Origin of the sequence: Ramlibacter sp. AN1133, from assembly GCF_037890035.1 — a bacterium.
Lineage (GTDB): Bacteria > Pseudomonadota > Gammaproteobacteria > Burkholderiales > Burkholderiaceae_C > Ramlibacter.
Window position 1 is genome coordinate 92,479 of sequence record NZ_JBBKTQ010000004.1, and the last position, 19,096, is coordinate 111,574.

General features: G+C 67.8%; 16 protein-coding genes and 2 tRNA genes. 5 read left to right on the forward strand and 13 right to left on the reverse strand.

Annotated features, from left to right (window positions below):
• Positions 1-239 precede the first annotated feature (239 nt).
• Together WG923_RS06690 and WG923_RS06695 are read right to left on the reverse strand one after the other, a co-directional pair.
• Positions 240-1,694 (reverse strand): HlyD family type I secretion periplasmic adaptor subunit, encoded by a 1,455-nt coding sequence (locus WG923_RS06690; protein WP_340350168.1) that lies wholly within the window; start codon positions 1,692-1,694, stop codon positions 240-242.
• Entirely contained in the window at positions 1,691-3,913 is a 2,223-nt protein-coding gene (locus tag WG923_RS06695) for a type I secretion system permease/ATPase (RefSeq protein ID WP_445322907.1), read from the reverse strand. The genes WG923_RS06690 and WG923_RS06695 overlap by 4 nt, the downstream gene beginning before the upstream one ends.
• Before the next feature lie 446 nt (positions 3,914-4,359).
• On the opposite strand from WG923_RS06695, the gene WG923_RS06700 reads away from it, so the two are divergent.
• The 3 genes from WG923_RS06700 to WG923_RS06710 all read left to right on the forward strand — a co-directional run bounded on the left by WG923_RS06700 (position 4,360) and on the right by WG923_RS06710 (position 6,880).
• Positions 4,360-5,277, forward strand: a complete 918-nt coding sequence (locus WG923_RS06700; RefSeq protein WP_340350170.1) for a ParB/RepB/Spo0J family partition protein — start codon at positions 4,360-4,362, stop codon at positions 5,275-5,277.
• A gap of 128 nt (positions 5,278-5,405) precedes the next feature.
• On the forward strand, positions 5,406-5,909 hold the full coding sequence (locus WG923_RS06705; RefSeq protein WP_340350171.1) for a hypothetical protein: 504 nt from the start codon (positions 5,406-5,408) through the stop codon (positions 5,907-5,909).
• Entirely contained in the window at positions 5,906-6,880 is a 975-nt protein-coding gene (locus tag WG923_RS06710; protein WP_340350172.1) for a relaxase/mobilization nuclease domain-containing protein, read from the forward strand. Before WG923_RS06705 ends, WG923_RS06710 begins: the two co-directional genes overlap by 4 nt.
• 390 nt (positions 6,881-7,270) lie before the next feature.
• Here WG923_RS06710 and WG923_RS06715 read toward each other — a convergent pair.
• The 5 genes from WG923_RS06715 to WG923_RS06735 form a co-directional block, all read right to left on the reverse strand.
• A tRNA-Lys gene (locus WG923_RS06715) sits at positions 7,271-7,346 on the reverse strand.
• Positions 7,347-7,359: 13 nt separating this feature from the next.
• Positions 7,360-7,435: transfer RNA gene (locus WG923_RS06720), tRNA-Ala, on the reverse strand.
• Positions 7,436-7,503: 68 nt separating this feature from the next.
• Positions 7,504-8,844: an NAD(P)H-dependent oxidoreductase gene (locus WG923_RS06725; RefSeq protein ID WP_340350173.1), complete on the reverse strand. Its 1,341-nt coding sequence runs from the start codon at positions 8,842-8,844 to the stop codon at positions 7,504-7,506.
• Positions 8,845-8,866: 22 nt separating this feature from the next.
• Entirely contained in the window at positions 8,867-9,769 is a 903-nt protein-coding gene (locus WG923_RS06730; protein WP_340350174.1) for a phytanoyl-CoA dioxygenase family protein, read from the reverse strand.
• Positions 9,766-10,461, reverse strand: a complete 696-nt coding sequence (locus WG923_RS06735) for a GntR family transcriptional regulator (protein ID WP_340350175.1) — start codon at positions 10,459-10,461, stop codon at positions 9,766-9,768. The genes WG923_RS06730 and WG923_RS06735 overlap by 4 nt, the downstream gene beginning before the upstream one ends.
• Positions 10,462-10,576: 115 nt before the next feature.
• Between WG923_RS06735 and WG923_RS06740 the strand changes: the two genes are divergently transcribed.
• Complete coding sequence (locus WG923_RS06740; RefSeq protein WP_340350176.1) at positions 10,577-11,428, forward strand: alpha/beta hydrolase; 852 nt, start codon at positions 10,577-10,579, stop codon at positions 11,426-11,428.
• Between the two features lie 150 nt (positions 11,429-11,578).
• On the opposite strand, the gene WG923_RS06745 is transcribed toward WG923_RS06740, so the two are convergent.
• Positions 11,579-12,556, reverse strand: a complete 978-nt coding sequence (locus tag WG923_RS06745) for a GMP reductase (RefSeq protein ID WP_340350177.1) — start codon at positions 12,554-12,556, stop codon at positions 11,579-11,581.
• A gap of 140 nt (positions 12,557-12,696) precedes the next feature.
• Positions 12,697-13,356 (reverse strand): hypothetical protein, encoded by a 660-nt coding sequence (locus tag WG923_RS06750; RefSeq protein ID WP_340350178.1) that lies wholly within the window; start codon positions 13,354-13,356, stop codon positions 12,697-12,699.
• 58 nt (positions 13,357-13,414) lie between these two features.
• Between WG923_RS06750 and WG923_RS06755 the strand changes: the two genes are divergently transcribed.
• On the forward strand, positions 13,415-15,784 hold the full coding sequence (locus tag WG923_RS06755) for a UvrD-helicase domain-containing protein (protein ID WP_340350179.1): 2,370 nt from the start codon (positions 13,415-13,417) through the stop codon (positions 15,782-15,784).
• Positions 15,785-15,986: 202 nt separating this feature from the next.
• Here the strand turns inward: WG923_RS06755 and WG923_RS06760 are convergent, their stop codons facing one another.
• The 4 genes from WG923_RS06760 to WG923_RS06775 all read right to left on the reverse strand — a co-directional run bounded on the left by WG923_RS06760 (position 15,987) and on the right by WG923_RS06775 (position 19,020).
• Positions 15,987-16,736: an iron dicitrate transport regulator FecR gene (locus WG923_RS06760; RefSeq protein ID WP_340350180.1), complete on the reverse strand. Its 750-nt coding sequence runs from the start codon at positions 16,734-16,736 to the stop codon at positions 15,987-15,989.
• The gene (locus WG923_RS06765) at positions 16,733-17,521 is read right to left on the reverse strand and encodes a BPSS1780 family membrane protein (protein WP_340350181.1); all 789 of its coding nucleotides are present in this window, start codon (positions 17,519-17,521) and stop codon (positions 16,733-16,735) included. The genes WG923_RS06760 and WG923_RS06765 overlap by 4 nt, the downstream gene beginning before the upstream one ends.
• Before the next feature lie 44 nt (positions 17,522-17,565).
• Complete coding sequence (locus tag WG923_RS06770; protein ID WP_340350182.1) at positions 17,566-18,537, reverse strand: homoserine kinase; 972 nt, start codon at positions 18,535-18,537, stop codon at positions 17,566-17,568.
• A 174-nt stretch (positions 18,538-18,711) separates the two neighbouring features.
• Complete coding sequence (locus WG923_RS06775; protein ID WP_340350183.1) at positions 18,712-19,020, reverse strand: hypothetical protein; 309 nt, start codon at positions 19,018-19,020, stop codon at positions 18,712-18,714.
• Positions 19,021-19,096: the final 76 nt, after the last annotated feature.

A 19,096-nucleotide genomic window follows, 5' to 3' on the forward strand; every position in this document is an offset into this window, starting at 1 on the left:
AGGAGCATCATCGCGATCCAGAGACAGAGCGCGATCGCGACACCGACGCGGGCCATAAGCAGGCTGGAAAAGGCAAGCATGGAACCGTACTTCGGGCCACTCACTCCCAACACGAACACGAGCGCGGCCGAAATCCAAGTGAAATGCATGTAGTAGCTACCTACGGTGCGTATTACTGAAAAAGAAAAACGCGGCATACCTCTCCTTAGTAGTTTCATTCGCATGCCCAGAAAACCGGATCAGCGCTCCCTCAGGCTCTCGCCGGCGGCCTTTTGAATCGGTGAAAGCAGGTACTCGATGACCCGTCTCTGCCCCGTCCTGATCTCGGCAGTGACATTCATGCCCGGCGCCAGCCGGATCATCCTGCCGTCCACATTGATCTGATTCCGCAGCAAACCGACGGTCACGGGAAAGATCGCACCGCGCTTTTCGTCATTTACCGCATCCGCAGTAACAAGAGTCACCTTGCCGTCGATTGTCCCGTAGCGCGTGAACGTAAAGGTCTCCAGCTTGATGACGGCCTCCTGTCCCACACGTACGAACCCGATGTCCTTGTTCTCCAGGGTCACTTCCGCCGTGACCTGCGCGGCCTCCGGCACCAAGATCATCGCCACCTGGGCCTCCGTCACGACGCCGCCGGACGTGTGCACGGCCAGTTGCTGCACCACGCCGTCCACGGGCGCCCTGAGCGTGGTGAGCTTCTCGCGGTAATCCGCCTTGGCCTGCTCCTGCGACGCCGCCTCGCGTTTGAGGTCTGCCTGGGCCTCGCGCTCGGAAAGGGATCGGCGCGTCTCGGCCAGGTAGGCTTCGCGCGTGTTCTCGCTCTCGGCCAGGCCCGCCTGCGCCTCCACAAGTTTCGACCGCTCGGTGGCCAGGTCTCGCTCGAGCTCGATGCGTTCCCGGGTGCGGTCCTGCCCCGCATGGCTGGACATGAAACCCTGCTCCGCCAGCCGCTTGAAGTCTTGCTCGCGCTGTACCACCAGCGGCAGAGTCGCTTCCAGTTTGGCGACCACCTCGCGCACGGTGACGATCTCCGCGCGGCGGCGCGCAACTTCGGCGCCGGCCTTCGCGAGCTTCGCAGTGACGTCGTTCCACTCCGCCGCGAGCTGCGCCCGCGCTGCCGCCCGGTCGCGTTCGCTCCAGGCTCCCGGCAGCTCCCTCGCGAGCTGCGACTGCAACTGCGCCAGCGAAGCGGACCCGCTTGCCTGCAGTGCCTGCAGCAGCACGCGAGCGCGGATCACGTCCGACTGCGTGGCCTTGAGCTGCTCGTCCGCCGTCGCCTTGTCGGCGGTGGCCGCAGTCGGATCGAGTTCGACCAACACCTGCCCCGCCTTCACATGCTCGCCGTCTCTGACCAGGATGCGCTTGACCACACTGCGTTCCAGCGGCTGGATCTGCTTGGTCCGCTCGCTCACGACGATTCGTCCTGGCGCGACCGCCACGATGTCCACCTCGCCGAACACCGACCAAGCCAGTGCGATGGAGAACAAAGCCATGAGCGCGTATGCCAGCCGGCGCGGTGCCGGATGCACCGGCGTTTCCTGCAGGCTCAGTGCGGCCGGCAGGAAGGCCGTCTCGTCGGCTATGCGCCGCGGACCGGCCAGCTCGTGGCGCACCTGCCACGCCGCGCGGAACACGGCGCTGTAGCGCGCCAGCAGGACCAGGAGCGGGTGCTGTTGCGATGCAGTGCTCATCGTGCTGCCTCCGCAGCGGGGCGGCTGCCGTCCTGCATCCGCCAGAGATGAGCATAGATGCCCTGTGCCTTGGCCATCAGCGCATCGTGCGGCCCCACCTCCGCGATGCGCCCTTTGTCCATCACGATGATGCGGTTGGCGTGGCGCACCGCCGAGAGCCGGTGCGCGATGATCAGGACGGTGCGGCCCTTGCAGATCGCCGCCATGTTGCGCTGGATGATCGCTTCGCTCTCGTAGTCCAGCGCGCTGGTCGCTTCGTCCAGGATCAGGATGCGCGGATTGGTGAAGAGCGCTCGCGCAATGGCGATGCGCTGTCGCTGCCCGCCGGACAGCGACGAGCCCTGCTCGCCCACGACGGTGTCGTAGCCCTCGGGCAATTCGCTGATGAAGTCGTGCGCGCCGGCCAGCTGCGCCACGCGCACGACGGCCTCGATCGGTGCTGCAGGATCCGCGATGGCAATGTTCTCGCGCACACTGCGATTGAACAGCAGGTTCTCCTGCAGCACGACGCCGACCTGCCGGCGCAACTGCGCTGCATCGATCAGGCTGATGTCGATGCCGTCCACCAACACGCGCCCCTGTTCCGGCGTGTACAAACGCTGCACCAGCTTCGTGAGCGTGCTCTTGCCGGACCCGGAACGCCCCACGATGCCGATGACCTCGCCGGGCGCTGCATCGAGCGTCACCCCGTGGAGCACGGGTGAGGCCTCCGGCCGGTACCGGAAGGTCACGGCATCGAGGGTTACGCGCCCCTTGAGCGGGGGCAGTTGCGCAGCATTGGTGGGCGGCAGCTCGGTACGCGTGTTCAGGATGTCGCCCAGGCGCGCCATCGAAATGCCGGTCTGCTGAAAATCCGTCCAGAGTTGCGCCATTCGCATGATGGGCTGGGCGACGCGCTGCGCGAACATGTTGAAGGCGACGAACTGGCCCACGGTGAGCTCGCCGTTCATCACACGGTGCGCGCCGTACCAGAGCGTGGCGGCGTTCACCAGCTTGCCGATCAGGTTGATCCCCTCGTGCGCCCAGGACGCGAGCGTTTGCGTACGGAAGCTGGCCGAGACATAGGCGGCCAGCTGGTTGTCCCAGCGGCGGCCGAAACTCGGCTCCAGCGCACTGGCCTTCACCGTCTGAATCCCGGTGACCGTCTCCACCAGCATGGCCTGGTTTTCCGCGCCCCGCGCGAACTTCACGTCCAGGCGCTTGCGCAGGATGGGGACGATGGAAACGATCAGGGTCGCGTACAGCGGCAGGCTGGCCATCACGATCAGCGTGAGCGGCACGCTGTAGAAGAACATGACGGCGATGAACAGCACCGAGAAGAACACATCGAGCAGCACCGTCATGGCGTTGCCGGTGAGGAAGCTGCGGATGTTCTCCAGCTCGCGCACGCGCGCCACCGAGTCGCCGACGCGCCGCGCCTGGAAGTACGCCAGCGGCAGCTGCACCAGGTGGCGGAACAGGCGGGCGCCCAGCTCCACGTCGATGCGGCTCGTTGTATGGCTCAAGATGTACGAGCGCAGCCCGTTGAGGGCGCTTTCGAACACCACCACTACCACGAGGCCGATGACGAGCACGTCCAGCGTGGTGAGGCCGCGGTGCACGAGCACCTTGTCCATCACCACCTGGAAGAACAGCGGGCTCACCAACGCGAAGAGCTGCAGGAAGAAGGAGATCAGCAGCACTTCGCCCAGCAGCCGCCGGTACTTCACGATCGCCGGAACGAACCAGGAGAAATCGAACTTCGCCAGCGCCCCGACCATGCTCGCGCGGCTGGTGACGAGAATCAGCTTGCCGGTCCACTGCTCGGCGAAGACAGACAGGGGCTCGATGGTGGGACGGCTCGGCACCGCCGCGGGGTCCTGTATCAGCACGCGCTGACCGTCGCACTGGGCGACGATCACCGTACGGGTGGATCCGTCCTCGCTGCGCATCAGCGCGAGTGCCGGCAGCGCGGCCAGCGGCAGGCGTTCCGCGCTCGACGCGGACAGCTTCGCCTTCAGGCCAAGGTGGTGCGCAGCACGGACGATGTCGTCCGGCGAGACGGCATCGCTCTGGGCGATTCCGAGTTGGTGGGCCAGTGTGGCCGGATCGGCGGCGATCTGGTGAAAGCGCGCCACGGCGCACAAGGCGACGAGCGCAGACGCTCGGGGCCGCTCTTGCTGCGGCGCCGTGTTCGGCGGCACCGGTTCTTCCGGCGCGGCCTGGATCCCCCCTCCCATTGCGACTCCCTCTAGTTCTTGTCCCTGTACAACCGGCCGAGTGTCCGTCGTAAACCCCTCGGCTGCCCATCGCTCAATCGGGCTAAGAAACGTGCCACCCCATTCGTAGAAGCATGGGGACGAGCGTTTATAGGTCGTCGACGTGCTGACTCCCCGCGTGCCCCCTGTCAACATTGACAGTTCCAAAGTTCCACCTTGTCGCGCATTCGAGCGTTTGCGTGAACTTGTCACTTGCCGGTGTTCAAGCGCATGCGGGGTCACCTCGCGTGTGCATCGGCAGGAGCCTGTGCCTGCGGTGCCCACGAAAGTTGAAACCCTTCGTGACAGTGCCACGCACGTACCGGGATGTTCTGGGCTCGCCTTGGATCTCCTGGTATTCGCAGGCCATCCCAGGTGCTGCGCTGCTGTCCCTTTCGGAATTGCGTGCGTCACGGCACGATCGTTCCATGCGTCTGCCGTGGCGAAAGTCGCCCCTCCATCAGCTCGATCTGCTGGGCGATGTGCCCGCGATCGACGCCGAGCAGGCGGCCACCCAAAGTCAGAAGCTGCCCGCTCCACGGCTCGCCACGGGCCGACCGGCAACAGTCCCCATCGCACTGATTGACGAAGACCCGGCCAATCCACGGGCCGACTTCTCCGAAACGGAGTTGGACGACTTGGCGGCCGACATCGAACTGCGCGGCATCCTCGTTCCGCTGGTTGTTCATCCCGCTAATGCGGATGGCCGGTACCTGCTGCACTTTGGTGCCCGGCGGCTGCGCGCCGCGACGCGTGCTGGCCTGCACGAGGTGCCAGTAGTTGTGCGGGACGCGCCGGCCGACCGGTACGCCCAGGTGGCCGAGAACGTCCGACGCGCGAATCTTGAGCCGTTGGACTTGGCGCGATTCATTCGCCAGCAGATGCACGCTGGCGACTCGCAAGCCGAGGTCTCGCGGCGATTGGGAATGAACCTCACGACGGTGGCACACCACCTGTCCTTGCTGGATCTGCCACCGATGCTCGCCGATGCGTTGAAGTCGGGTCGCTGCACTTCGCCGCGTACGCTGCATGAACTGAGCAAGCTCAACGAGCAGCAGCCGGAGATGGTGCGCTCGCTGATTGAAGGGAAGGGTGCAGTCACACGCGAGGCGGTCGAAGCGCTGAGGGATACCACAACGGTCGCTGCTTGCTCCCCGATGCCCCGCGTGATCCAGCAGGCCCATACCGCCTGCGAGCGGCTCCAGCGCTTGCTGGCACGGGTCAAGCCGCCGGCTGACGAAGCATCCCAGGCGGACTTGGCCGCATTGCGCACCAAGGTCGAATCACTCACCGGGTATCTTCCGCAAGGGTCTGACAGTCAGACCCTCTCCGCGACGGATTCCTGACCCCGAGAGAGCGGCGATGGAGAAGGTTGGAGGAGATGTAAGGCAGGATAGGCGGGCTGCCACAAAGTGGCTGCCACGCCGCCTTCGGCGCGGGGTGGCCAGGCATGGCAAGGACGTCGCGTGATCGCGTGTCGATCGACCTGCGCGGCGTGGGCGAGGCCGTGCGAGCCGCTGCCGCCGGGCGCAGGCAGACTGTGGCGGCGTTTGCCAGAGACGCGCTTGTCGCGGCGGCTGGTTCCCTTCCGTCACCCACCAAACGGGGGGAACCGCGATCGCGCGGCATGACCAAGCTCCATCTGCGCATGGGTGATCTCGAAGCCGAAGCGCTCGTCGTCAACGCACGCCTGCTCGGCCTGAGCTATGGCGACTACGTTGGCCGGCTCGTCGTCGGGACACCGTTGCCGGCACCGGTCGCGCAGCGAGATGCAGTGCGTGCTGCATTGCGGCAGTCCTGCGATCAACTGGCCGTGCTGGGCGGCGACATCAACGCGGTGATCCGGTTGATCTACTTGGGCAGGCCCGCGGACGCAGCGAACGAGTACGGCGAGAGCATGCGCAGGCTGGAGGTCGAGGTTCGACGGCACATCGATCTCGCATCGCGACTGCTGGCCACCCTGGAGGACACACGATGACTGCGAGTCCTATCGATGGCGTGCTAGTGGAGTGGGGCGACCGGCTGTTCTATGGATCGAACCGCATCGTGCGAAGCCGCACGCCGGTTCTCACCGGCGCGGGCTTGCACACGCGCGCGAACGCGCTGCGCCAGCGCATCCAGGCGATCGTGGTGCGCCACGCGCCACAGGTGATGGTCAAGGTCACCGGCGGCGGTCGGGGCATGGGGGTCATTGCGGCGCACCTGCGCTACATCAGCAAGTCCGGCCGGCTCCGCTTCGAGGACGACCGCGGCGTCGTGCGCGACGGGCCGGACGCCTTGCGCGACGTGATCGATCAATGGCGCTGTGGCGGAAGCCGGATCCCGGAGCACAGCGAGCGGAGGGAGGCGTTCAACATCATGTTGTCGATGCCGGCCGGGACGCCGCCGGAGATCGTGCGCAATGCGGCGCGCGAATTCGCGAAGGCCGAACTCGCGAACCACCGGTATGTGATGGTGCTCCACACGCACCAGGCGAACCCGCATGTTCACCTTGCAGTACGCGCAGAAGGTCGCGACGGCCGAAGGCTCAATCCCCGCAAGCAGGACCTGCGCCGCTGGCGCGAGGTGTTCGCAGAAAAGCTGCGCGGCTGGGGGATCGAAGCGGACGCTTCGTCGAAGCTTACCCGTGGCAGCCGGCACCGCAATCAACGGCTTTGGGAGCGTAAGGCACGGGAGCGAGGGCGCGTTGGCGAGCGCGGAGCAAGCGCGGACACGAAGCTCACCCCGGTTCGCCGTGCCGCGGCGCGGGCCTGGTGCGAGATTGCCAAGGCGCTCGCGTCTTCCGATGACATGGCTGATCGTGAACTGGGCCGGTCGGTCGTCAACTACGCGCGCTGGTTGCCGGGTGTGCGCTACAGGGCGCCCGAGAAGCAGCCGCAGCGGGAGTTGCCAGGGCTGGAGCGCACGGTTGCGCAGAAGACACGGCCAGAGCCTGGATGGGAACGCTGACTACGCGCGCAGTGTTCGAACGCTGAAGTCATCAATGAGATGCAACAGGGCCACACGGAACCGAGGTGTCCTCGCCGCCGGACGGGCTCGGGGGCAGGCCTCCCATGGAAGCCTGCCCGAGCCCGCAGCGTAGTGCGGCGCGCGCCGCGTCAAGGGTGCGCCTTCGGCCGGGCTGCGCCCGCCCTTGACGCGGCGCGTGCCGCGGACCGAGTCGCTGATCCGCCCAACGCTGAGCAACAGTGGCTGGGCACTTCGCGACCGGCCACGCGGGGAGACTGGAATTGCCAGACCGGCACACCTCTGTCACCAGACTGTCACCAGCGCCTCCCAAAGAAAAAAGGCTGCTACGTGTTCTGTAGCAGCCTTTTAAGCGTTGACGCGGTGTTGGGGTGGTGGGTCCTGTAGGATTCGAACCTACGACCTACGGATTAAGAGTCCGCTGCTCTACCAACTGAGCTAAGAACCCCCGAGGGATGTTGTGGTGGAGAGGAGGAGGATCGAACTCCCGACCTCCGCATTGCGAACGCGGCGCTCTCCCAGCTGAGCTACCCCCCCACAACGAACGTCATTGTAGCAAAAGCCGCGCAGCACTTTCCGCGACCCCGCTGCAATCAGTGGATCCGTCAGCGTGCGAACAGGCTCTCCATTTCGCGGCGGATCCTGTAGGCGTGGGTGGTGGTGTCCATCGCCACGTCGGCCCAGCTCAGGCTCTGGCCCTTCTTCACCGGGCGCACCAGCTTGACGTCGTGCGCCAGCCCGAGCGGCAGGCCGCCCATGCGCACCGAGGCGTCGACCGGCAGCAGCTTGCCCCACACGGTGTAGCCGCCCTCGCCGTCGAGCACTTCGCCCGGCTGCAGGTCGCGCTTGGCGGTGGCCACGACGTCCGCGTTCCAGCAGGTGGGCACGCCCGTGCCTTCGCCGCGCAGCGCGACGCTCGCCACCGACACGCCCACCTCCAGCCCGATCAGGTGCCAGCGCTTGTAGAGGGTGAAGTAGCGGCCGCTAGGGTCGGTGTGGGCCTTGTACTCCTCGAAGCAGTTCCTGATGTACTCCGTCTCGGCTTCCACCGTGACCCACACGCCCATGCGGATCTCGTACGGGATCGCGCGGCCGTCCGCCTCCAGCGAGGAGATCACTTCGACCATGCCCTTGCGTTCGAGCACGCCGCCCTCGGAGCGCGGGCGCGTGACGAAGGGGATGTCCTCGATGCTGGCGGGCGGATAGAGCAGGCCGTTCGACGGCACCGCGAGGCCCGTGGCGTTGGCCACCGCGGTGCTCTCGATCGAGGGCTTGGAGCCATCGAGGAAGCTGTTGAACATCTTCGGGTTGAGGCCGCCGCGCTGCGCCTGCTCCGGCGTGAGGCCCCAGTTGTTCCACACCGTGTCGGGCGTGGATTCGCTGAAGTGCGGCAGCCACTTGTGCCCGCGGCCGGCGGCCACCACGGGGAAGCCGCAGGTACGCGCCCAGTCCACCAGGTCGCAGATCAGGGCCGGCTGGTCGCCGAAGGCCAGCGAGTAGACGACGCCGGCCTCCGCCGCCTTGCGCGCGAGCAGCGGGCCACAGAACGCATCGGCCTCCACGGTCACGTTCACCACGTGCTTGCGGTTGGCGAAGGCTTCCAGGCAATGGTCGACGGCGGAGATGGGGTGGCCCGTGCACTCGACGACGACGTCGATGGCGGGATGGCGCACCAGCGCCTGCCAGTCGTCGCCGACGTGCGTGGCGCCTGTCCTCAGCGCTTCGTCGATCGACGAGGCCTGCGCGCGTTCCGGCTTCCAGCCCACGCGGGCCAGGTTGTTGCGCGCGTTGGAGGGCGACAGGTCCGCGATGGCGGCCAGGTGCACCCCGGGCGTGTTGGGAACCTGGGCCAGGTACATGGAGCCGAACTTGCCGGCGCCGATCAGGCCGACGCGGATCGGCTTGCGCTCGGCGGCGCGTTGCTGGAGTTTCGCGTGCAGGGACATTGGGTTTCTCCTGGGTCCCCGCCTACGCGGGGATGACGGCTTGCGCCGTCGCTTTCTTGATCTGGTCGATGGGGTCAGGGGAAGTGACGAGCGCGCTGGCCGGCATGCCGTCCTTCCAGGGCAGGTCCACGGGGTAGGGCCTGAGCAGGCAGTCGTCCGGCAGGCAGGCGATCGGCGTGAAGTCGCGGTGCGCGATGTACTCGGGCCGCTTGAAGCGGCGGATGTGGTTGGAGACGGCGCACAGGCTCAGGTACACGCTGACGCGGTTCCACGGCGACAGGTTGCTGGTGGACGCATGCACCAGGCAGCTGTGGAACAGGATCATCGAGCCGGCCGGCCCCTTGGGGCTGACGATGCCGCCGTTCTTGCCGCCGGCGCGTTCCACCAGCTGCCGGATCAGGTCGCTGGAGACCGTCCACAGCGGATAGCTGGTGGTGGTGAGGTCGTGCTGCGCATCGACCACGCCCTTCCTGTGGCTGCCCGGGATGAACATCAGCGGCCCGTTGAACTCGTTGACGTCGTCCAGGAAGATCGCGACGTTCATCGCGCGCTCGGTGGGCATCATGTCGTCGTTCAGCCAGGTGCCGTAGTCCTGGTGCCACTGCCAGACGTCGCCCTCGAAGGCCATCTTGCCGTTGATCTTGAACTGGTGCATGTAGACCGCCTCGTCGAAGAGGTCCATCACCGGCTGCACCATGCGCGGATGGCGCGCCAGCCGCGCGAAGGGCTCGCTGTACAGGTGCGCCGCGAAGTTGGTGCGCACGGCATCGCTGCCTTTCTCGCGCACGTTGAAGGCTTCGCGGCGGGCGTACAGCGCCGGCACCGCGGCGGTGAGCGTGCGGGTTTCCTCCGGGCCGAACAGCCCGGGGAAGAACAGGTAGCCGTCGCGGTCGAACTGTTCGAGTTGCGCGGGGGTGAGTCTCACGTGGGTCTCCTCGGGTCGGTCGCCATCGGTGCCTGCAGCACGTGGTCCAGCCCCGCGCCGAGGTTCTCGCTGGCGTGGCGGCTGTGCTCCTCGATCAGGCGCGCGGCCTCGCTGGCGCGGCCGGCGGCGATCGCGCGCGCGATCGCCTCGTGTTCGTCCCAGACCTGCTCGCGCTGGCGCAACTGCTGCAGCACCGCGCCCATCACGCGCCGCAGGTGGCGCCAGTGCAGCTGCGCGCTTTCCTCGATCAGCGGGTTGCCGGCGGCGCGGTACAGGGCGACGTGGAAGGCCAGGTCCGCATCGATCATGGCGACGACGTCGTCCCCGCGGGCGGCCAGGCGTCCGGCCTCCAGCAGGGCGGGGTCGATCCGCAAGCGCAGTCCGGCGGCCAGCCGCGCGGCGAGCGCATCGAGGGCGCCGCGCACCTGGTACACGTGCCGGATCCACTGCGCATCCAGCGCGGCCACCTGCAGGCCGCGGCCGGGAGCATCCTGCACGAAGCCGTCGCGCTTGAGCAGGCGCAGGGCTTGCAAGACCGGCTGGCGCGACACGGCGAGTTGCTGCGCGATGTCTTCCTGCGTGATCCGCTGGCCCGGGGCCAGGGAGCCGTCGCTGATCGCGTCGCCCAGGGTGCGGTAGACCCGCTCCACGAGATCTGGCGTGGCTTCCAGTTGCACGAGTTGGGCGGCCATGGGGCCCGTATTCTGTATACGGAATACTTTTACGTCAAACTGACGACCTCAACCGTAAGCTGACAAATTGTGACAGGATGTTGCAAAAGGGGTGGGGTACAACGGAGGAGTGGATATGAATTGGGGTGACGGAGCCTGGTACGACCGGATGTACAACAACCGGGCGCTGGTGCCGGACCATGCGGACTACTTCGCGCGCTGGGCCGAAGAGTCGCGCAAGGCGCGCAGCGAGCTTCGCTGCGAGCTGGACGTGGCGTATGGCAAGGAGCCCGGGGAGACGCTCGACGTCTTTCCGGCCGAGCAGGGCGACGGGTCCGTGCTCGTGTTCATCCACGGCGGTTACTGGCGCTCGCTGGACAAGAGCGACCATTCCTTCGTCGCGCCGGCGTTCACGCGGCACAACACCTGTGTGGTGGTGCCCAACTACGCGCTGGCGCCGGCGGTGACGATCCCGCAGATCACGCTGCAGATGGCGCGCGCCGTGGCGTGGACCTGGCACAACGCGCACCGCTTCGGCGGCGACCCGAACCGGATCGTGGTGGCGGGCCATTCCGCCGGCGGGCACCTGGCCGCGATGCTGCTGACCTGCCTGTGGCCGCAGCTCGATGCTTCGCTGCCGCGCGACACGGTGCGCAGCGCGCTGTCGATTTCGGGCCTGCACGACCTGGACCCGATCCTGCATACGCCCTTCCTGCAGGCGACGCTGCAGCTCACGCCGCAGCAGGTGGAGCAGGCGAGCCCGGCGCGGCTGCCGGCGCCGCGCGGCGGCACGCTCTATTCGGTGGTGGGTGGCGAGGAAAGCCCTGAATTCCACCGCCAGAACCGCCTGATCCAGGAAGCCTGGGGCGCGCGCCGCGTGCCGGTGTGCGAGGTGCTGCCGGGCCTGCACCACTTCAGCGTGCTCGACGCCCTGGTGGAGCCGAGCCATCGGCTGCAGCAACTGGCGCTGGATCTGCTGCGGGCTTGAATCGCGCGAAATACCAAACTACCGGACGCAGAGGACGCGAAGGGTACGCAGAGGACGCAAAAGAACACCCATTGAAAATGTATTCTTTGCGTCCTCTGCGTACCCTTTGCGCCCTCTGCGTCCGGCAGTCCTGCCTTCGGCCCCAGCCCGTCACATCAGCAGGTGCTCCCCCGCGTTGTCGCCGCCCAGGATCACGTAGTTCACCTTCCGCACGTCCATCAGCTTGGTGCCGCCGGCGTAGCTGATCGAGCTTTGCAGGTCTTCTTCCATCTCGCGCAGCGTCTCGGGCAGCTTGCCCTTGACCGGCTCGAGGATGCGCTTGCCTTCCACGTGCTTGTACTCGCCCTTGTTGAAGTCCGAGGCGCTGCCGTAGTACTCCTTGTACAGGCGGCCGTCGACTTCGACCGTCTGGCCGGGTGACTCCTCGTGGCCGGCCAGCATCGAGCCCACCATCACCATCGTCGCGCCGAAGCGGATGCTCTTGGCGATGTCGCCATGCTCGCGGATGCCGCCGTCGGCAATGATCGGCTTGGTCGCCACGCGGGCACACCACTTGAGCGCCGAGAGCTGCCAGCCGCCGGTGCCGAAGCCCGTCTTCATGCGCGTGATGCAGACCTTGCCCGGGCCGATGCCGACCTTGGTGGCGTCCGCGCCCCAGTTCTCCAGGTCGATCACCGCCTCGGGCGTGCCGACGTTGCCGGCGATCACGAAGGCGGCCGGCATCTTCGACTTGATATGGCGGATCATGTCGCGCACCGTGTCCGAATGGCCGTGCGCGATGTCGATCGTGATGTAGTCCGGCACCAGGCCTTCGGCGGCCAGGCGCTCGATGGTCACGTAATCGGGCTGCTTCACGCCCACCGAGATCGAGGCGAAGGCGCCCGCTTCCTTCATGCGCCGCACGAACGCCAGGTTGTCCAGGTCGAAGCGGTGCATGACGTAGAAGTAGCCGTTCTTCGCCAGCCAGAGGCAGATCGTCTCGTCCACCACGGTCTTCATGTTCGCCGGCACTACCGGCAGCTTGAAGCGACGGCCGCCGAACTCGATCGAGGGGTCGCATTGGGAGCGGCTTTCCACGCGGCACTTGCGCGGCAGCAGCAGGACTTTGTCGTAGTCGAAGATTTCCATTCCAGGCTCCGGAGGACTGTTGAACAACAGGTGGACGCTTGGACTGTGGGCGCCGGTCTTGCCGGGGGGCGCAAGGGCCCGCCCACGAAAAACCGGGCCACAAATGCTTGGGCCCGGTGATTGATTCTACGGCCGCCGCCTCACTCGCGACATTCGGTTTGGGTGATAGCCCTGATACGCCCCCGGCCATCCTGCAGCACCGCCACCAGGCGCAGCCGGTCGGGGTGCGTCCACTGGGGCACCTGCATGGAGCGGGTCTCCGCCAGCGCGCCTGAGCCGCGGCCGACCTTGGACCAGGACTCGGGCCGGAACACCTTGCGCACCAGGTTGCGCGCGATGGGCGTGCCCTCGGCGCCCGCCGGGATCTTTTCCACCAGCAGCAGCCAGGCGTGCCACACGTCGCTGCCCGCATCCTGCAGTTCCATCGAGACGCCGATGTAGTCGTTGAAGGCCTCGCCGTGGGCGATCCGCAGGTGCACCGGCTGGCCCTCGCGCTTGCCGGTGACCGTCTCGACGGTCTTCGGCGTGCGGTGGCGCAGCCAGTCGAGCCGCTCCATGGCCTCGTCGCTGGCGGCACTGGCCAGCGCCGCGCCGTCGGCCTTCAGGCCCGGGACGATCCAGTCGAGCACCAGCGTGTCGGCGGCGGGACGGCCGTCGGAACGGTCGCGCCAGCAGGCCAGGCAATCCGCGCTGATGAACCTCTCGACGAGCGTGTTCGCGCCCGGCACGTCGTCGCTGGTGCACAGCGCCTGCGCCGCCAGGGGCGCGGCCAGGAGGAAAGGGGCGAGGATTCGAAGCACTGCCGTTCAGATGCCGGGAACGCCGCTTGGGTTCCCGGCCGGGTTCCTACAATGCCCCATGTTCCCAGAAGTCACCGAGTCGCCGCTGCTGCAACATCTCAACGCCGAGCAGCGCGCGGCGGTCATCCTGCCCGACGCCCACGCGCTCATCCTGGCCGGCGCGGGCTCCGGCAAGACGCGCGTCCTCACTACCCGCATCGCCTGGCTGCTGTCCACGGGCCAGGTCGGCCCCGGCAACGTCCTGGCCGTGACCTTCACCAACAAGGCGGCCAAGGAAATGATGACGCGGCTGGCGGCCATGCTGCCGGTGAACGTGCGCGGCATGTGGATCGGCACCTTCCACGGCCTGTGCAACCGCTTCCTGCGCGCGCACTGGAAGCTGGCCAACCTGCCGCAGGGCTTCCAGATCCTGGATACGCAGGACCAGCTCTCGGCCATCAAGCGCCTGATGAAGCAGCACAACGTGGACGAGGAGCGCTTCCCGGCCAAGGAACTGCAGTGGTTCATCTCCGGCGCGAAGGAGGAGGGCCTGCGCGCGAACGCGGTGGAGGTGCGCACCGAGGACGACCGCCGCAAGGTGGAGATCTACCAGCTCTACGAGGAGCAGTGCCAGCGCGAAGGCGTGGTCGATTTCGCCGAGCTGATGCTGCGCAGCTACGAGCTGCTGCGCGACAACGACCCGATCCGCGAGCACTACCGCCGGCGCTTCCGCCACATCCTGATCGACGAGTTCCAGGACACGAACAAGCTGCAGTACGCGTGGATCAAGATGTTCGCGGGGCCCGGCAACTCGGTGTTCGCGGTGGGCGACGACGACCAGAGCATCTATGCCTTCCGCGGCGCGCGGGTGGGCAACATGGCGGACTTCGTGCGCGAGTTCCAGGTGCAGCACCAGATCAAGCTGGAGCAGAACTACCGCAGCTTCAGCAACATCCTCGATTCGGCCAATGCGCTGATCGCGCACAACAAGACGCGCCTGGGCAAGAACCTGCGCACCGACCAGGGCCCGGGCGAGCCGGTGCGGATCTACGAAGCGCCGACCGACATGGCCGAGGCGCAATGGCTGGTGGAGGAGGCGCGGCAGCTCGCGCGCGAGGGCATCCCGCGGCACGAGATCGCGATCCTCTATCGCAGCAACGCGCAGAGCCGGGTGATCGAAACGGGCCTCTTCAACGCCGCAGTGCCCTACCGCGTCTACGGGGGCCTGCGCTTCTTCGAGCGGGCCGAGATCAAGCACGCGCTGTCGTACCTGCGGCTGCTGGAGAACCCGCAGGACGACACCAGCTTCCTGCGGGTGGTGAACTTCCCGGCGCGCGGCATCGGCGCGCGCTCGATCGAGCAGCTGCAGGACGCCGCGCGCGCCTCCGGCTCGTCGCTGCACGACGCGGTGAAGTCCACCACCGGCAAGGCGGGCGCCAACCTGGCCGCCTTCGTGGCGAAGATCGACGCCATGCGCACGGAAACCGAGGGGCTCACGCTGCGCGAGATCATCGAAGTGATGCTGCAGCGAAGCGGCCTCGTCGATCACTACCGCGCCGAGCGCGACGGCGCCGACCGCATCGAGAACCTGGAGGAACTGGTGAACGCGGCGGAGAGCTTCGTCACGCAGGAAGGCTTCGGCCGCGACGCGGTGGCGTTGCCGATCGACGAGCTCGGCGCCACCGTGCTGCGGCAGTCGCCGGCCAGCCAGGGGCTGGATCCCAGCCTGCCGGAGATCAACGAGCCGGCGCCGGACTACGTGCCGCCCGATGCGGAAACGGGCGAGACGCTGTCGCCGCTGGCCGCCTTCCTGACGCATGCCGCACTGGAGTCCGGCGACAACCAGGCGCAGGCGGGGCAGGACGCGGTGCAGCTCATGACGGTGCACTCCGCCAAGGGCCTCGAATTCGACTGCGTGTTCGTCACCGGCCTGGAGGAGGGCCTGTTCCCGAGCGAACGCTCGCTGTCCGACCACGACGGGCTGGAGGAGGAGCGGCGCCTGATGTACGTGGCGATCACGCGGGCGCGCCAGCGCCTGTACCTCAGCCACTCGCAGACGCGGCTGCTGCACGGGCAGACGCGCTACAACGTGCGCAGCCGTTTCTTCGACGAACTGCCCGAGGGCGCTCTCAAGTGGCTGACGCCGAAGAACCAGAGCTTCGGCGGCTCGGCCTTCGGCTTCGGCATGGGCTATCCGACCTCGCGCGGAGGCTCGGCCGGGTACGGCCGTTCCAGCGAAACCTTTGCCAATCCGGCGGTGCCGGCGCAAAAGGCGGAACCCGCGCATGGCTTGCGCGCGGGCATGAAGGTGTTCCACGCCAAGTTCGGCGAAGGCAAGGTCATGACCCTGGAGGGCACCGGCCAGGACGCCCGGGCGCAGATCGATTTCCCGCGGCACGGGCAGAAGTGGCTGGCGCTGGCGGTGGCGAAGCTGACGCCGGTGCCGTAGGCTGGGGGAGGATCTGGCGCTGGAAAGTAGGCTGGCGGTGGAGCGACAGCGCAACCCCAGCGCTGGGGTTCCGGCGCTTCGCGCGTCACCGCCAGCCTACGTCCGCGGCGCTTCGCGCATCGCTGGGCTTTCGCTGGCGCTCCAGCGCCAGCCTACGGAATTCCCGTTTGGCGTGCCCGGTGGCGGCCCGGCGAGGACCTAGCTAGCGCGCGGCGGGGTGCGTCCGCCCCGGCTGCGGCTCCATGTAGCCCGAGCCGTCGTGGTCGCCGCGCCGCCCCGCCACCTGCCAGGGCGTGCGCTGCCCCACCAGCTGGGCGAGGAACTCCATTTCCTCGTCGGTGTGGTTGATCGCCCGCGCCGGCGTGAGCAGGCGGCCGTTGACCGGCGCCGGCTCGCCCCAGAAGGACTGGTGGTACTCCGATTCGGACACCACGCGCTCGCGGCCCGCCGCCATGTCGATCACGCCATAGCAATTGCAGAAGTAGGTGCGCAGGTCCTCCTGCGGCCGCACCTCCAGGTAGGTCCCCGTGCCGCGGATGCCGGCGGTGAGGGTGGGCGTGACGATCTGGCGCGTCGTGCCCTTGCCCCACACGGCGGCCACCGCGCCGGTCAGCAGGCGCAGCAGGCTCACGGTGTTGAGCGTGACGCCGCGCTCCACCGCCATGCGCGTGTTCTGCCGCAGCTGGAAGGCGGCGTTGCCAATCACGAACACGATGTGCGCATCCGGCCCCGTCTCCAGCGCGTCGCCGGTCTGGACGAACTGCTGCGGCCGCATCGGCCGGCCATTGAGCAGCACGTCGCCGCGCAGCTCCACCACGTTGCTGCGCTGCTGCGCGAGCGCGCCGGCGAAGCCGCCCGTGGCCGTCCAAGCGGCAGCCGCCCGCAGGACGCTGCGGCGGCGGAACCACAGCACCTCGTCGACGCTGCGGCCTTGCAGGATGTGCTGGTTCATGGTGCGCTTTCTTCGGGAGGGGCGGGTTGCGGTTCCGCCAGCTCGTCGTCGGGGTCGAAGCTGTCGCGGAAGGTGAAGTACAGCGAGGTCGAGAACATCGCGACCAGCAGCAGCACGGTGGGCAGCATCACGCTGCGGGCCACGGCCACGCCGCCCAGCATCATGCCCACCGAGCTGAAGACGAAGGCCACGACCACGAAGACCCCCAGCCAGGTCACGGCGTACATCAGCATCGCGCCCAGGTTGCGGAAGCAGGCGACGGCGCTGAAGAACAGGCTCTTGACGGGCGCGATGCCGTGCCAGTGCACCAGCGCCGGCGAATGCCAGAACAGGATCACCAGCGGCGTGTGCAGCACCAGCGCGACGAGCGAGCGCGCATCCAGCGGCGGGCTCTGGCTGTCGGCCGCGACGGCGGCACCGGGCTCCCCCACCAGGGCGCTGGCCAGCAGCGTGGCGAGCATCGAACCCACGGTGTAGATCGCGCCCAGCACCAGCATCGCGCGCGCCCGCTGGCGGCCGGCGCGGAAGGCGCTGATCAGGACGGAAGGCATGGGGAAGCGCCCGCTCGCGGCTTCGGCCGTGGCGGCCATCAGGCCGAGGGTGGCGGCCGGCACCAGCATGGCCCCCAGCACCGAGCCCACGAAGGGCAGCTGCGACAGCACCAGCACGCCCGCCATGTACATGAAGAACAGGCCCGTGAGCGCCAGCGGTTGCTTCAGGAAGGTGCGCATCCCGAGCTTCACCCACACGAAACCGGTGCGGGCGGGAACGATGTTGAGTTTCACGAGGGGAATTTAACGCAAGGCCCCGCGTCCACCCCGTGGCCGCGTCAAAGGGAGGCCGCCGTCACAGGATGCGCGATGCGTTCGCGCAGCACCCGCTCGAAGTGCGTGGGGTCGTGCGGCTTGAGCAGGGAGGCCTCGCGCGGCAGGTGGAAGTCCCACAGGCGGGAGATCCAGAAGCGCAGCGCCCCGGCGCGCAGCATGGCAGGCAGCAGCTGGCGCTCGGCCGGCGAGAGCGGCCGCACCGCGGCGTACGCCTCGACGAAGGCGGCGGCGCGCCCGGCGTCGTGGCGGCCCGTGGGCAGGTCGATCGCCCAGTCGTTGAGGCACACGGCCAGGTCGAACAGCCAGCAGTCGACGCCGGCGAAATAGAAGTCGAAGAAGCCGGTGAGCTGTCCTTCCTCGAACATCACGTTGTCGCGGAAGAGGTCGGCGTGCACCGGCCCGCGCGGCAGGGCGGCGTAGGGGGCGCCGGCCGCGACGTGGTTCTGGTAGGCCAGTTCGCCGCGGATCAGCGCGGCCTGCGCCTCGTCCAGGAAGGGCAGGACCAGCGGCACCGTCTCGTTCCACCAGGCGAGGCCGCGCAGGTTGGGCTGGCGGCGGTTGTAGTCGCGGCCGGCCAGGTGCATGCGGGCGAGCATCGCGCCGACCTGGGCGCAGTGCTCGGGGCCGGGCGCCAGTTCGTGCTTGCCGGCCAGCTTGTTGACCAGCGCGGCGGGCTTGCCGGCCACGGTGTGCAGGATGTCGCCGCTGCGGTCCGCCTGCGGGTCGGGCACGGGGATGCCGTGCTGCGCCAGGTGCTTCATCAGGTGCAGGTAGAACGGCAGCTGCTCGAAGGTGAGGCGCTCGAACAGCGTCAGCACGTATTCGCGCGTGCCGAACATGTCCGCGGCGGTCACGAAGTAGTTGGTGTTCTCGATGCCGCTCTGGATGCCGCGCAGCTCGCGCAGCTCGCCCAGGTTCAGGGCGCGCAGCAGTTCGCTGGCCTCGGTCTCCGAGACTTCGGTGAAGACCGCCATCAAGCCTCCGACGAGCCGCCTCTAGGAGGCTTGCGCCCCCTCGGGGGGCAGCGACTACACGAAGTGAGGAGCGTGGGGGCGTGCATCAAGCCTCCGACGAGCCGCCTCTAGGAGGCTTGCGCCCCCTCGGGGGGCAGCGACTACACGAAGTGAGGAGCGTGGGGGCGTGCATCCCTAGAAGCCCAGGATGTTCCAGACGCGCGGCTTGCGGCTGGAGAATCCTTCGCGGCTTTCCGAAGGGCGGCTGCGGCCCATGTCGTCCGGCTGGATCTCGTAGGCCGGCACGTTCGCCTTGGGCTGCACGGTGATGTTCTGCGTCTGGCCGCCCACGCGCAGTTCCTCGATGCGGTTGCCGCCATCCTCGATGCGGATGCGCTCGATCTTCTGGTTCCGGCGCGGATCCACGCCAGCCTCGCGCTCGATCGTGGCCTGCGCGAGGACGCAGGCGGGGAGCAGGGCCAGGAGGAGGAAACTCGCGCGCATGGTGCCGATTGTAGGCTGGCGGTGAGCGGCGAAGCCCGAACCCCAGCGCTTCGCGGAACGCTGGGGTTTCGCTCGC

Coding starts and splice junctions, on each gene's coding strand:
- WG923_RS06690 (WP_340350168.1), bottom strand. CDS start 1,694: ATGAGCACTGCATCGCAACAGCACCCGCTCCTGGTCCTGCTGGCGCGC.
- WG923_RS06695 (WP_445322907.1), bottom strand. CDS start 3,913: ATGGGAGGGGGGATCCAGGCCGCGCCGGAAGAACCGGTGCCGCCGAAC.
- WG923_RS06700 (WP_340350170.1), top strand. CDS start 4,360: ATGCGTCTGCCGTGGCGAAAGTCGCCCCTCCATCAGCTCGATCTGCTG.
- WG923_RS06710 (WP_340350172.1), top strand. CDS start 5,906: ATGACTGCGAGTCCTATCGATGGCGTGCTAGTGGAGTGGGGCGACCGG.
- WG923_RS06725 (WP_340350173.1), bottom strand. CDS start 8,844: ATGTCCCTGCACGCGAAACTCCAGCAACGCGCCGCCGAGCGCAAGCCG.
- WG923_RS06735 (WP_340350175.1), bottom strand. CDS start 10,461: ATGGCCGCCCAACTCGTGCAACTGGAAGCCACGCCAGATCTCGTGGAG.
- WG923_RS06740 (WP_340350176.1), top strand. CDS start 10,577: ATGAATTGGGGTGACGGAGCCTGGTACGACCGGATGTACAACAACCGG.
- WG923_RS06745 (WP_340350177.1), bottom strand. CDS start 12,556: ATGGAAATCTTCGACTACGACAAAGTCCTGCTGCTGCCGCGCAAGTGC.
- WG923_RS06755 (WP_340350179.1), top strand. CDS start 13,415: ATGTTCCCAGAAGTCACCGAGTCGCCGCTGCTGCAACATCTCAACGCC.
- WG923_RS06760 (WP_340350180.1), bottom strand. CDS start 16,736: ATGAACCAGCACATCCTGCAAGGCCGCAGCGTCGACGAGGTGCTGTGG.
- WG923_RS06770 (WP_340350182.1), bottom strand. CDS start 18,537: ATGGCGGTCTTCACCGAAGTCTCGGAGACCGAGGCCAGCGAACTGCTG.
- WG923_RS06775 (WP_340350183.1), bottom strand. CDS start 19,020: ATGCGCGCGAGTTTCCTCCTCCTGGCCCTGCTCCCCGCCTGCGTCCTC.